Raw genomic sequence first — 13,227 nt, 5'->3', positions numbered from 1 at the left:
GACGCAGGCCCGACAGCGCTTCGAGCAATGCGCAGCTGCAGCGGCAAATCGGGTTGCTCGAAGTGCGGGCGAAGGCCTTGGAAGATCAGGTCCGGACCATGCAGCAATCTACCAGTTGGCGCCTGACGGCGCCCCTGCGGTGGGCCAGCGGGCATTTCCGGCGCGTTGTTCGCGGCACGGTGCTCCCTGCGCCGGTGCAGCGCGGGAGCTATGCGGACTGGGCCGCGCTGTACGACAGCCCGGGTGCGGATGCCCATGCAGGCATGCGTCGCGAGATCGACGCGTGGCCAGTGCGGCCGCAGTTGTCGGTCTTGCTTCCTTTCGGGGGCGGCGATGCAGCCTCGCTTCGCGAAAAGGTCGCTTCGATCCAGTCCCAGATCTATGGGGCATGGGAGTTGCACATCGTTCACGAAGGGGCTGCCGACAGCCAGCTGAAAGCCTTGCTTCAGGGCCTTGGCGAGGCGGATGTACGGATCAAGCACGGCTGCGCCGGCGCTCTCGGCGCCACGCCATCCGGGGATTGGGTGGTCTGGCTCGAGCCGGGCTGCACGGTTCGCGCACACACGTTGTTCTGCATTGCGAAGGAAATCGTCGAGCATCCCGAGGCCCGGATGATCTACGCCGACGAGGACCGGATCGATGCGCAGGGGACACGCTGCTGCCCGTCTTTCAAGCCCGACTGGAACATCGACCTGTTCCTGTCCGGAAATCTCTTTTCGCCGCTGGGCGTTGTGCAGGTTTCCTTGTTCGACGCGGCAGGTGGCTTGCCTGCCGACGTGGCGCAGGGTTGGGGGCATGACCTGGCACTGCGTTGCGTGGAGCAGGCTGAAGCGGGGCAGATTCGCCACATTCCGCGGGTGCTTTGCCATGGAGACGGGGCGCCGCCGAGCGCCGCGGCTCGGCGTGCGGGCGTGCTGGCGCTCGACCGGCATTTCGAACGTGCCGGCGTCGCCGCCAAGGCCGAGGCCGTCCCTTGCGGCTATCGTGTCCGCTACGCGCTTCCCGCGTCGCCGCCGCTGGTCTCGCTGATCATCCCGACCCGCAATGCCGTGGGCCTGGTCCGCCAGTGCATCGAGAGCATCGTCCTCGAAACCGCCTACCCGAACTACGAAATCCTGCTGGTCGACAACGGCTCGGACGACCCCGAGGCGCTGGCCTACTTTGCCTCGCTTGACGCGCAGCCGGGCATCACCGTGATTCGCGACGATCGCCCCTTCAACTACTCGGCGCTCAACAACGCGGCCGTGGCCCAGGCCCGGGGAGAACTCATCGGCCTGCTCAACAACGACATCGAAGTCCTCTCGTCCGACTGGCTCGACGAGATGGTTTCGCTCGCGCTGCAGCCCGGCGTGGGGGCGGTCGGCGCGAAGTTGCTCTACCCCGACATGACCATCCAGCACGGCGGTGTCGTCCTGGGCATCGGGGGCATGGCGGGGCACGCGCACAAGCATCTTCCAGCGTCGGTCGCGGGCCATGGCGGCCGTGCGCAGCTCGTGCAGAACTTCTCGGCGGTCACGGCGGCCTGCCTGATCGTGCGCAAATCGCTCTACGAGCAGGTCGGCGGGCTCAATGAAGGGCAACTCGGCGTGGCCTACAACGACGTCGATTTCTGCCTGCGCCTGCGAGAGGCCGGCTACCGCAACGTCTGGACGCCCTACGCCGAGCTGCTGCACCACGAGTCGGCGAGCCGTGGGCTCGAAGTGGCCGCCGAATCGCGCGATCGCCTTGCGCGCGAATCCGCCTTCATGCAAAGCCGCTGGGCCGGCCTGATCGCCAGTGACCCCGCCTACAACCCCAACCTGACGCTCGACGCCGAAGATTTCGATCTGGCGTGGCCGCCGCGCAATGTGCGCAGCAGTGCCGACCAGCCCACCCGCCCATGAACGCTCCCCGTCCCCTCGAAGTCTCCGTCGCACTCTGCACCCACAACGGTGCGCGCTTCCTGCGCGAGCAGGTGCGCAGCATTTGCCTGCAGACCCGGCCGCCGGTCGAAATCGTGTTGTCCGACGATGCCTCGCGCGACGGTTCGGTCGAGGTGGTGCGAGCCACTGTCGCCGAATGTGCGATCGAGCGTCCGGGCCGGCCCATCGCCCTGCGGGTCTTCGAGAATCCGGTCGCCTTGCGCGTCGTCAAGAATTTCGAGCAGGCCATCAGCGCCTGCAGCAGCGAACTGATTGCGCTCAGCGACCAGGACGACGTGTGGATGCCCGACCGGCTTGCGCAGATGGTGGCGCGGTTCGAGCAGGACGGCAACCTGCTGCTGCTGCATACCGATGCGCGCCTGGTGGACTCGGAGCGCCGCGACCTTGGCCAGACGCTGTTCCATGCGCTCGAGGTCACGCCGTCCGAGCTCGAGCGGGTCCATGCCGGCAACGCCTTCGACGTGCTGCTGCGCCGCAACCTCGTGACGGGTGCGACCACCGTCTTTCGCCGGTCGCTGCTCGCGGACGCCCTGCCATTGCCGGTCGAATGGGTGCACGACGAGTGGCTGGGCATCGTCGCATCGACGACGGCACGGGTCGACCTGCTGGAGCAGGCCCTCGTCGAGTACCGGCAGCACGAGTCCAACCAGATCGGCGCGCGGCGCGACGCTTTCGCGGAAAAGGTGCGCAAGGCGCTGGCTTCCAGGGGCAATACGCACGTCGAGCGGGCCATCAAGGCCGAGCTTCTTCTTGCGCGGCTGCAGCAGCTGGGCGACCGGGTCCCGCCCGAGATCGTCGCCAAGGTACGCAGCAAGATCGAGCACCAACGCTTTCGCGCTGCCTTGCCCGCGTCGCGGCTGGCGCGCTGCATACCGATCTTCCGCGAAGCCATGACGGGCCGCTACGACAAGTTCGGCCGCGGCGTGCGCGGCGTCGTTCGCGACCTTTTCGAATCTGTGTAGGCTCAGCCCCCAAACCATGAATCCAATGAACGCCTCTCCAGATTCCACCCTCGCTGCGCAACCGACCGCCTGGCCGAGCGTCGTGGTGATCATCCCGTTCTACAACGGCGCCGATTTCATCGAGCGCTCGGTGAAGAGCGTCTTCGAGCAATCGGTTCCCGCCACCGAGGTGATCGTGGTCAACGACGGTTCGCGCCCCGAGGAGCGTGCTGCGCTCGACACGCTGGCTGCCCGCTATCCGTTTCGCATCATCGACAAGGAAAACGGCGGGCAGGGCTCGGCGCGCAACGCTGGCGTGAGGGCCTCCACCTCGGACTGCATCTGTTTTCTCGACCAGGACGATTTTTACCTGCCCAATCACATCGAGACCCTGGCGTCCTCGATCCCGCGCGACGACCGGTTGTTCGGTTTCGTCTATGCCGACCTGTACGAGGCCGATGCCGACGGCAATGTGATCCGCACGGGCGTGATCAAGGAACACGCCACCCATCCGAAGCGCAACATCAACGATCTGCTGCGCCACGACATGTTCGTTCTGCCTTCGGCCACGCTCGTGAGCCGCAAGGCCTTCGAAGCCGTCGACGGCTTCGATTCGCAGTTCATGGGCTTCGAGGACGACGATCTGTTCCTGCGCATCTTCCGCAAGGGCTACAGCAACTACTTCATCGACAAGGCCGTCACCGTCTGGTGCATCCACACCGCGAGCACGTCCTTCGGCATCCGGATGATTCGCAGCCGCTTCAAGTACTTCAAGAAGCTCACGCAGATGTTCCCCGACGAGCATCAGCGCGGGCGCTACTACTTCCGCGATTGCCTGGTGCCCAGGTTCCAGCCGTACTTCGTCAACCACGCGATCGAGTCGATCAAGAACGACGACCAGTACCGCGAGGAGATGAGCGCGATCCTCAACGAATACGGTGCCATGGTGCTGGCCAATCCCTATGTGGGACGCAAGAAGAAGCTGCGGCTGCGCATCACGCTGTTCCTGCTCGGGCACTGCCCGCCGGCCGTGGTGCGCTTCGTCGGGGCTGTCACACGCCTGCCCGGCGTGCGAAGCCTGCGGCGCCTGTACGCCTAGCGGCCGGTTGCGGCTGCCGGCTGTTTCGGCGTCGTCATTGCGGGGTCGATGTAGGTGGCGAACTTCCGGACGTACTCGGCACGGAGGTGGCCTGCGTCCTTGTAGATCGGTGTGGCATCGGCGTCTGCACGCGTGCACCAGTCTTTTTCGCACAGCGTCGGTATCGGGTCGATCACGATCGCTCCGCTGCGCAGTGCGATCTGGCGCATGCGCTCGTGCAGCGCCTTCTGCGCCGAGGCCCAGGGGGCGGTCGGCGACATGCGCCCGACGCTCATGCTGCCCAGGCGTCCACCCTTCACGAATTCCTCGGGGCCGAAGCCTTCGCCGACGGGGTTGTCCAGCAGCAGGTAGACCTGTTTGTGCTTGGACAGCGTCGTCATCACGGTCTCGAGCATGTTGAGCGCGAAGTCCGCACCGCCGCCGCCCATGAAGCGCCGCTTCGTCTTTCCGTCGAAGTAGTAGTAGCGGTCCGCTGCAGCGTTGTCGGCATTGGGCTTGCCCGTCTCCGAGAAATAGCAGTTCCAGCAGCCACCGAAGACCACCGCGTCGAACCTGTCGCTCACCGCGAGGCGCATGCCGCCATCGCGGCGTTCCCCGCAAAGGTTGTTCTGCTCGTCGATCACATTGGGAATCGGCGGGCACGCGCCCCATGTGACGAACGACAGCGAATCCAGCGTGTCCGGCGCGATCTTGTTCAGTTCCAGCGCGCGCGGACCGTACTGCTCGATGTGGCTGTCGCCGAAGAACAGCACCCTGCGCTTGCCATGCCCGATCTGCTGCAGTACCTCGCCATCGACCTTGATCGGGCTCAGGCCGTCCGGATAGCCCCAATCCTTCGCCGCGGCGGCGGTCTTGCTGAAGTACGGGTCGCTGTGGCGGCCGACGTAGTAGCGGGAGGTTGCCAGCGCGCCGAGCACCACGAAGCCGACCATCACGGCGACGAGCGCCGACGTCACCGTCGGGTTCTCGGTCCTGCGCGTGTAGCGCTCGACAAAACGATAGGTCAGCCAAGCAAGCACGAACGCGACGACCAGCATGAGCGCGCGGATGCCGTCGGGCGGCAGTTTCCCTTCCAGGATGCGCGCATAGGCCAGCAATGGCCAGTGCCACAGGTACAGGGGGTAGCTGATCAGGCCCACCCAGACCATCGGCCGCGAGGCAAGCACATAGCGGTTCAGCACGCCCGTCGGCCCGGCCGCGATGCAGAAGAAGGCGCCCAGCGTCGGCAGGATCGCCCAGAAGCCCGGAAAAGCCTTGCCGCCGCGGATGAGGCACAGGCCCAGCACGATCAGCGCCAGCCCGGCAATGGACTGTGCGTGGCGCCCCCAGCCCGGCTTTGGCGGCGGCCGGTGCAGCCGCATGTACGCGAGCATGCCGCCGATCATCAGCTCCCAGAAGCGCGAGAGCGGCGAATAGAACGCCGCTGTCCGGTGGCTGTGGATGGTCGTGACATTGAGCAGGAACGACATTGCCGCCACCGTGCCCACCACCGTGAGCACGCGCCACTTGCGCTTCCACGCGAGGCCCAGCAGCACGGGCCAGAAGATGTAGAACTGCTCCTCGATGGCCAGCGACCACAGGTGCAGCAGCGGCTTGGTCTCGGCCGCGTTGTCGAAGTAGCCGGCCTCGCTCCAGAACGCGAAGTTCGAGACGAAGCCGGCGCCGGACGCCACGTGCTTGCCGAGCTGCTCCCATTCGTTGGGCAGCAGCGCATACCACCCGAAGGCAAAGCTCGCCACCAGCACCAGCGCCAGCGCCGGGAAGATCCGTTTCACGCGCCGGGCGTAGAACTCGCGGTAGCTGAAGCCTTCGCCCTCGAAGCTGCCCAGGATGATCGTGGTGATCAGGAAGCCCGAGATGACGAAGAAGATGTCGACCCCGATGAAGCCACCCTTGATCCACTGCGGAAACGCGTGGTAGCCGAGAACCGACAGCACCGCCACGGCGCGCAGCCCGTCGATGTCCGGGCGGTATTTGGGGTGAACCAGGTGGGCGTGTTCGTTGTGGAACGTCGGGCTGCTCGTTGTCGTCGTCATCGTTGGTGTGGAAAGCGGCGCTTGCTTTTTAGCGCCCGATTGTCCTCGCAAACGCTTTGGGCCCTCCTCAGGGGCGGGGCGGCCGCATCCGCCGGTAGCGCCAGAACGACCTCGACAGCCACACTTTCAGCAGGCTGGTCACATGCCAGTACAGGTAGCGCTTGCTGCGATGGCTTTCGCGCTGCGCATCGTGCCGCGCGACCAGGTCTTCCCCCACCTGCAGTGTCCAGCCCGCGAGCCGGGTGCGGGCGCAGATGTCGAAGTCTTCGCCGTACATGAAGAAGCGCTCGTCGAAGCCGCCGACCTGGCGGTAGACCTCGCTGCGGAACAGCATGAACAGGCCCGGAATCCATGCGGGCACGGCTGGGCGCACGTAGCCCGGCTTCTTGCGGCCGACGATTTCGAAGGGGGTGATCAGGGCGCGATGCGGCTCGGGCGCGGTCTTGCCGGGCTCCAGGATGCGCGGGGTCATCAGGCCGGCGTCAGGTGCCGCCTGTGCAATCAGCTTCGACAGCACGTCGCTGTCGAAGCGGATGTCCGGGTTGAGCACCAGGAACCAGGGCGTGCCGCAATGCGCGAATGCCTGGTTGTGATTGGCGCCGAAGCCCTGGGGGGCCGCGTTCTCGATCCGTTCCACCTCGAACCCCCAGGTTCGCCCCGCGAGCACATCGGGCTCCGGGATGTTCACCGTGAGCACGATCTTGGCGATCGACGCGTGGCTGTACCGGTCCAACTGCTCGAGCAGCGGCTGCACCAGTGCAAGCTGGCCATGGCTCACGATGGAAATGGTGATCGGGGGGGCGGCGGGGGAGAGGGGCGTTGGCATGGTCTAATTTCGCTCGGGAATTCTAGGGTTCCCCAACCCCCACACATGATTGCTCTGATCGTCATCAGTTTCTTCGTCGCTGCCTTCTCGGTCCAGTTCTTCATGCGCCGGGCGCGCAGGCACGCGCGGCTCTACGGCGCAGACATGCCCCAGCGCTTCCACAAGGGCCATGTGCCGCGCCTGGGCGGTGCGGGCATCCTGCTGGGCATGGGGGCGGCCTGGCTGGCCGCGGGCATCACCGGCACCGACCCCTTCAACGTGTCGTGGCCGGTCAAGACCTCGGTGCTGACGCTGCTGAGCATCGCGCCGGCGGTGCTGGGCGGCATTGTCGAAGACATGACGCAGCGCGTGAGGGTGCGCTACCGGCTGGGCCTCACCATCGGCTCGGCCCTGCTGGTGTGCTGGCTGCTGGGGCTGGGCGTTTCGCGCACCGGCATCGAGGCGGTCGACGGCTGGCTGGCGATGCTGCCGTACGCCACCGTGCTGTTCGCGGCGTTCGCCATCGGCGGGCTGCCGCATGCCTTCAACATCATCGACGGCTACAACGGCCTCGCAGGCACCGTCGCCGTGCTGGTCTGCCTGGCGATTTCGCACGTGGCCCTGCAGGTGGGCGACCGCCAGCTGGCGGCGATGGTGGTCTGCCTGGTGGGCGCCACCTTCGGCTTCCTGGTCTGGAACTACCCGCGCGGCAAGATCTTTGCCGGCGACGGCGGCGCGTACGTCTGGGGCATGGTGATTGCCGTGGCCTGCGTGACGCTGGTGCAGCGGCACCGCGTCGTCTCGCCGTGGTTCCCGATGCTGCTGCTGATCTACCCGGTGTGGGAGACGCTGTTTTCCATCTACCGCAAGCTGGCCCGGGGCCAGTCGCCCGGCACGGCCGATGCGCTGCATTTCCACCAGTTGATCTTCCGCCGCATCGTGCGCGTGGCGCTGGCGGACGACGAGGCCCGGCAGCTGCTGGCGCGCAACAACCGCACGTCGCCGTACCTGTGGATGTTCGCCGCACTGTCGGTGGTGCCTGCCGTGCTGTTCTGGAACAACACCATCGTGCTGATGCTGTTCTGCCTGCTGTTCGTCACGACTTACGTGGGTGCGTACCTGATGATTGTTCGGTTCAAGGTACCGCGCTGGCTGCGGCCTTGAGAGAATTCCTTTTCGTTCCCATCGTCCATCGCTTTGGAGCCTGACCGCCCATGACCGACCCCGTCCTCAACATCCCCCCGCGCGACAAGGCCGAGATCCTGGCCCAGGCGCTGCCGTACATCCGCAAGTTCCACGGCAAGACCATCGTCATCAAGTACGGCGGCAACGCCATGACCGATCCGGCCCTGCAGGCCGACTTTGCCGAAGACGTGGTGCTGCTGAAGCTGGTCGGCATGAACCCGGTGGTGGTGCATGGCGGCGGCCCGCAGATCGAGGCGGCGCTCAACCGCCTGGGCAAGAAGGGCAGCTTCATCCAGGGCATGCGCGTGACCGACGCCGAGACCATGGAAGTCGTCGAATGGGTGCTGGCCGGCGAGGTGCAGCAGGACATCGTGGGCCTGATCAACCAGGCCGGCGGCAAGGCCGTGGGCCTGACCGGGCGCGACGGCGGCCTGATCCGCGCGCAGAAGCTCAAGCTGGCCGACCGTGCCGATCCCAACCTGCATCACGACGTGGGCCAGGTCGGCGACATCGTTTCCATCGACCCCAGCGTGGTCAAGGCGCTGCAGGACGACGCCTTCATCCCCGTGGTCAGCCCCATCGGCTTCGGCGAGGACAACGAGAGCTACAACATCAACGCCGACGTCGTGGCCGGCAAGCTCGCCACCGTGCTCAAGGCCGAGAAGCTCATGCTCCTGACCAACACGCCCGGCGTGCTCGACAAGGACGGCAAGCTGCTCACCAACCTGAGCGCACGCGAAATCGACGACCTGTTCGCCGACGGCACGATCTCGGGCGGCATGCTGCCCAAGATCGAGGGCGCGCTCGATGCCGCGAAGAGCGGTGTCAACGCGGTGCACATCATCGACGGCCGGGTGCCGCACGCGATGCTGCTCGAGATCCTGACCGACCAGGCCTACGGCACGATGATTCGCGCGCGCTGACCGCCGGCGTCAGCCGTACCCGTTCGGATTGGCCTGCTGCCAGCGCCAGCTGTCCAGGCACATCTGGTCGAGATCGCGGCGCGCTCGCCAGCCCAATGTCGTGTGGGCGAGGGATGGATCGGCCCAATAGGCCGGTACGTCGCCGGGCCGGCGCGGGCCGATCTCGTAAGGGAGCGGACGCCCGCTCGCCCGCTCGAAGGCGTGCACCACCTCCAGCACCGAGGCCCCCTTGCCGGTGCCGAGGTTCAGCGTCACCAGCCCCCCCTGGGCCTCGGCGTGCGCCAGGGCTGCGACATGGCCTTCGGCCAGGTCCATGACGTGAACATAGTCGCGCACCCCCGTGCCGTCCGGCGTCGGGTAGTCGGCGCCATGCACCTGCAGCTTGTCGCGCTGCCCCACGGCCACCTGGCACACGAAAGGCATCAGGTTGTTGGGCCTGCCCTGAGGGTGTTCGCCGATGAGCCCGCTCTCATGGGCTCCCACCGGATTGAAGTAGCGGAGCAAGGCGATGCGCCAGCCGGGCTGCGAACGGTGCAGGTCGACCAGGGCCTCCTCCACCATCAGCTTGGAGCGCCCGTAAGGGTTGGCCGGCCGCCGCGGCGCATCTTCCGGGATGGGGGAGTGGTCCGGTTCGCCGTACACCGTGGCGGAGGACGAGAAGATCAGCGTGTTCACCCCCGCTTCCCGCATCGCCGACGCGAGCACGAAGCTGCCGTGCACGTTGTTGTCGTAGTACGCCAGCGGGTCTGCGACCGAGTCGCCGACCGCCTTGAGGCCGGCAAAGTGAATCACCGCGGCAAACGGCGCCTGGCCGAATACGTGTGCCAGCAGGGCCTTGTCGCGCACATCGCCTTCGATCAGCATCGGCGTGCTGCCGGTGATCTGGCGCAGGCGTTCCAGCACCCGCACATCGCTGTTGCCGAGGTTGTCGAGGATCACGGGCACATAGCCGGCGGCCGCCAGTGCCACGCAGGTGTGGCTGCCGATGAACCCTGCACCGCCGGTCACCAGAACGCGTTGGGTCATAGAACTCCTGCCTTGCCGAAAATGCCGATTCTGTATGAGCTTGCCCACTTGAAACCGTTTGCGCGCGCTCACTCGCAACCCTGTGCGAGAATCAATTGATTACATCTTTGCACGCGCTCCCATGCAGAACGAAGAGACAGCTGCTTCCGGCGTTGAGACCCAGGCGGACACGCTAGCCACCCCTGCGCGCAAGCGTCCCAAGCCGGGTGAGCGGCGCGTGCAAATCCTGCAGGCGCTGGCCGCCATGCTCGAACAGCCCGGTGCCGAGCGGATCACCACCGCGGCGCTGGCCGCGCGGCTCGAGGTGAGCGAGGCCGCGCTTTACCGCCACTTCGCGAGCAAGGCCCAGATGTTCGAGGGCCTGATCGATTTCATCGAGCAGAGCGTCTTCACGCTGGTGAACCAGATCCTCGAGCGCGAGGGCGCCACCGGCGCCCAGCAGGCCGCGAAGATCCTCACCCTGCTGGTCCAGTTCGCCGAGCGCAATCCGGGCATGACGCGCGTCATGGTCGGCGATGCGCTGGTGTACGAGAACGAGCGGCTCCAGCAGCGCATGAACCAGTTCTTCGACAAGATCGAAGCCACGCTGCGCCAGGTGCTGCGCGGTGCCGCCAGTGCCGAAGGGTCGGCCACGCCCACCGTCGACGCGCAGGTCCGCGCCGCGGCACTCACGGCCTTCGTGGTCGGGCAGCTCCAGCGCTTTGCGCGCTCGGGTTTCCGCCGCGCACCGTCCGAGCACCTCGAGGCAACGATCGCATTGATCGTTTGATTCGCCCCTGTCGGGGCGATAGCGCATCGGGAGCAGCCAGGCCGATGCGGACTACCGCGCGCCGCTCGAGAAGGCGATCCACACCCGTGGCAGGGTACCCAGGCTACAGCGCGGGGCCGGGCATCGCGCTCGACTTGCTTCGTTGCCAAGCGTAGGATCAATGTCCCCTTGCCGCTGAGTCGCGGCGACAAGTCCGTGTTCGTGTGGCTTCTGAACGGAGGTTCGTATGAGCTATCACCTGGAAGGTCGCCTGCTCGAGGTATGCAACTGCAATGTCCTGTGTCCCTGCTGGATCGGCGAGGATCCTGACAACGGCACCTGCGACACGATCGTCGCGTGGCGCATCGACAAGGGAACGATCGACGGCCTCGATGTCAGTGGCAACACCATCGCGGCCGTGGCGCATGTGCCCGGAAACATCCTGGAAGGCAACTGGACGGCGGCGATCTTCGTCGACGACAACGCCTCCAAGGCGCAGGAAGAGGCGCTGCTCAAGGTCTACACCGGGCAGGCCGGCGGGCCGATCGCCGACCTGGCGAAGCTCATCGGCCAGGTCGTGTCGGTCGAGCGGGCGCCGATCCGCTTCACCGTGAACGACGGCAAGGGCGAACTGGAGATCGGCAAGGACTACTACGCCGAACTCGAGCCCTACCGCGGCGCGACCGGCGGCCTGACCGTCCTTTCCGACACCGTGTTCTCGACAGTTCCGGGCGCGCCGGTGTTCGTCGGCAAGGCCCCGACCTACCGGTCGAAGAATGCCGCGCTGGGCATCGACCTCGACATCAAGAACCACAACGCCCTGCAGAGCACCTTCGTCTTCGACGCATGAACCCGGCGGCCGGCTCGCCGCCGCGCAACGTCTCCCGCCACCGTCGCGTGTTCCTGCCGGTTCTTGCCGCGTTGATCGCGCTCGCGTGGATGGCGTTGTGGGCCTGGGCGCGCAGCCCTTACGGGCGCTATCTCGAACATGGCGACTGGACCGCCTCGGGGCCGGCCGCGTTCCTGTGCCAGGTCGTTCCCGCCGGCGATGTGGTCGTGCCCATGGTGCTCTACGCCGCTGCATGGATCCTCATGACGGCGGCCATGATGCTGCCGACCACGCTGCCGCTGTTCAACGCCTTCGACCGGTTGACCGAGGGGCGCCCGGACCATGGGCGCCTTCTCATGCTGCTGGGGCTGGGCTACATGACGGTGTGGGGTGCCTTCGGGCTGCTGGCGCACGCGCTCCACAGTGCGGTGCTGGCCCTGCTCGCCAGCGCGCCGACCTTGGCCTGGCACGGCTGGGTGATCGGCGCCGCGACCATTGCGCTGGCCGGAGCCTTCCAGTTCAGCCGTCTCAAGCACCGGTGCCTGGAGAAGTGCCGCACGCCGTTGAGCTTCGTCATCGAGCACTGGCGGGGGCAGGCGCAGGCCAGCCATGCGTTCGCGCTGGGCACGCACCACGGGCTGTTCTGCGTCGGCTGCTGCTGGGCGCTGATGTTGTTGATGTTCGCGCTCGGCACCGGCAGTCTCGGCTGGATGCTTCTGCTTGCGGCCGTCATGGCGATAGAAAAGAACGTTCCCTGGGGCCATCGCCTGAGCGCGCCGCTCGGGTTCGCGTTGCTGGGCTGGGCCGCCTTCATGGTGGCGATGCATGTCTGAAGCGCGCGGTGGCCCGTCCACCCTGCGGACCATCGCGCTCACCGCAGCGGCCATGGTCGCGTTCGCGGCCAACTCGCTGTTGTGCAGGCTCGCGTTGCAGCACCGGGGCATCGATCCGGCCAGCTTCGGCAGCATCAGGCTGGTTTCCGGGGCGCTCACGCTGGCCCTCGTGGTGCGGCTCAGGGCGCAGCCGTCTTCGCCCGGCCGTGCCGGCTGGCTCGCCGCCGTCATGCTGTTCGCCTATGTCGCGTTCTTCTCTTTCGCCTACCTCAGCCTGCCCGCGGGCACGGGCGCGCTGATCCTGTTCGGTGCGGTCCAGCTCACGATGCTGGGCGCGGGCCTGGGCGCCGGCGAGCGCTTCGGGCCCATTGCATGGTTCGGCTTCGTTCTGGCGGCAGGTGGGCTCGTGTACCTGGTGTCCCCCGGCATCGCCGCGCCGCCGCTCGTCGGCGCCGTGCTGATGGCGGTGGCGGGCGTGGCGTGGGGCGTGTATTCCTTGCGTGGCCGCGGCGTGGCCGACCCGCTGGCCGCCACCGCGCGCAACTTCACGCGGGCCGTGCCGCTCGCGCTTGCGCTGAGCCTTGTTTTCGTGGCCCGCGCCCATGCGGACGCAACCGGCGTTGCGCTCGCCGTGGCTTCCGGCGCATTGACCTCGGGCCTCGGCTATGTCGTCTGGTATGCGGCGCTGGCCCGTCTTTCGGCCATGCAGGCGGCCACCGTGCAGCTGTCGGTGCCGCTCCTGGCTGCATTCGGCGGCGTGCTGCTCCTGTCGGAGGCGATCACGCCGCGGCTGGCCGCCGCCTCGGTGGCGATTCTGGGAGGCATCGCGCTCGTGCTGAGCCAGAAGTCGCGCAACACGCGCCCCTGACCGGCGAGGAGC

General features: G+C 66.8%; 12 protein-coding genes. 9 read left to right on the top strand and 3 right to left on the bottom strand.

What is annotated here, in order from left to right; genetic code table 11:
- Positions 1-98 precede the first annotated feature (98 nt).
- Genes AC1DXX_RS17590 through AC1DXX_RS17580 form a run of 3 tightly spaced genes read left to right on the top strand, consistent with a single transcriptional unit; the run spans position 99 to position 3,962 of the window.
- Positions 99-1,883, top strand: a complete 1,785-nt coding sequence (locus tag AC1DXX_RS17590) for a glycosyltransferase family 2 protein (protein ID WP_478135493.1) — start codon at positions 99-101, stop codon at positions 1,881-1,883.
- Positions 1,880-2,884 (top strand): glycosyltransferase family 2 protein, encoded by a 1,005-nt coding sequence (locus AC1DXX_RS17585; protein ID WP_478135492.1) that lies wholly within the window; start codon positions 1,880-1,882, stop codon positions 2,882-2,884. The genes AC1DXX_RS17590 and AC1DXX_RS17585 overlap by 4 nt, the downstream gene beginning before the upstream one ends.
- 25 nt (positions 2,885-2,909) lie before the next feature.
- Positions 2,910-3,962: a glycosyltransferase family 2 protein gene (locus AC1DXX_RS17580; RefSeq protein ID WP_478135491.1), complete on the top strand. Its 1,053-nt coding sequence runs from the start codon at positions 2,910-2,912 to the stop codon at positions 3,960-3,962.
- Here AC1DXX_RS17580 and AC1DXX_RS17575 read toward each other — a convergent pair.
- Together AC1DXX_RS17575 and AC1DXX_RS17570 are read right to left on the bottom strand one after the other, a co-directional pair.
- Positions 3,959-5,998: an acyltransferase family protein gene (locus AC1DXX_RS17575; RefSeq protein WP_478135490.1), complete on the bottom strand. Its 2,040-nt coding sequence runs from the start codon at positions 5,996-5,998 to the stop codon at positions 3,959-3,961. The two genes, AC1DXX_RS17580 and AC1DXX_RS17575, sit on opposite strands and share 4 nt — an antisense overlap.
- 67 nt (positions 5,999-6,065) lie before the next feature.
- Positions 6,066-6,824 (bottom strand): glycosyltransferase family 2 protein, encoded by a 759-nt coding sequence (locus tag AC1DXX_RS17570; RefSeq protein ID WP_478135489.1) that lies wholly within the window; start codon positions 6,822-6,824, stop codon positions 6,066-6,068.
- A gap of 45 nt (positions 6,825-6,869) precedes the next feature.
- Between AC1DXX_RS17570 and AC1DXX_RS17565 the strand changes: the two genes are divergently transcribed.
- Both AC1DXX_RS17565 and argB read left to right on the top strand, forming a co-directional pair.
- Positions 6,870-7,967: a glycosyltransferase family 4 protein gene (locus AC1DXX_RS17565; RefSeq protein WP_478135488.1), complete on the top strand. Its 1,098-nt coding sequence runs from the start codon at positions 6,870-6,872 to the stop codon at positions 7,965-7,967.
- 50 nt (positions 7,968-8,017) lie between these two features.
- The gene (argB, locus tag AC1DXX_RS17560; protein ID WP_478135487.1) at positions 8,018-8,911 is read left to right on the top strand and encodes an acetylglutamate kinase; all 894 of its coding nucleotides are present in this window, start codon (positions 8,018-8,020) and stop codon (positions 8,909-8,911) included.
- A gap of 9 nt (positions 8,912-8,920) precedes the next feature.
- Here argB and galE read toward each other — a convergent pair whose 3' ends face one another.
- The gene (gene galE / locus AC1DXX_RS17555; protein WP_478135486.1) at positions 8,921-9,937 is read right to left on the bottom strand and encodes a UDP-glucose 4-epimerase GalE; all 1,017 of its coding nucleotides are present in this window, start codon (positions 9,935-9,937) and stop codon (positions 8,921-8,923) included.
- 121 nt (positions 9,938-10,058) lie between these two features.
- On the opposite strand from galE, the gene slmA reads away from it, so the two are divergent.
- The 4 genes from slmA to AC1DXX_RS17535 all read left to right on the top strand — a co-directional run bounded on the left by slmA (position 10,059) and on the right by AC1DXX_RS17535 (position 13,215).
- Positions 10,059-10,706 carry a nucleoid occlusion factor SlmA gene (slmA, locus tag AC1DXX_RS17550; RefSeq protein ID WP_478135485.1) on the top strand — a complete coding sequence of 216 codons (648 nt, stop codon included), beginning with the start codon at positions 10,059-10,061 and terminating at the stop codon, positions 10,704-10,706.
- Between the two features lie 226 nt (positions 10,707-10,932).
- Complete coding sequence (locus AC1DXX_RS17545) at positions 10,933-11,535, top strand: DUF1326 domain-containing protein (RefSeq protein ID WP_478135484.1); 603 nt, start codon at positions 10,933-10,935, stop codon at positions 11,533-11,535.
- Positions 11,532-12,347: a DUF2182 domain-containing protein gene (locus AC1DXX_RS17540; RefSeq protein ID WP_478135483.1), complete on the top strand. Its 816-nt coding sequence runs from the start codon at positions 11,532-11,534 to the stop codon at positions 12,345-12,347. The genes AC1DXX_RS17545 and AC1DXX_RS17540 overlap by 4 nt, the downstream gene beginning before the upstream one ends.
- On the top strand, positions 12,340-13,215 hold the full coding sequence (locus AC1DXX_RS17535; protein WP_478135482.1) for a DMT family transporter: 876 nt from the start codon (positions 12,340-12,342) through the stop codon (positions 13,213-13,215). Before AC1DXX_RS17540 ends, AC1DXX_RS17535 begins: the two co-directional genes overlap by 8 nt.
- The last annotated feature ends 12 nt before the right edge of the window (positions 13,216-13,227 follow it).

The sequence above is a fragment of the Variovorax sp. P4_B10 genome (assembly GCF_056402375.1).
This window is presented reverse-complemented; position numbering and strand designations above follow the sequence as displayed.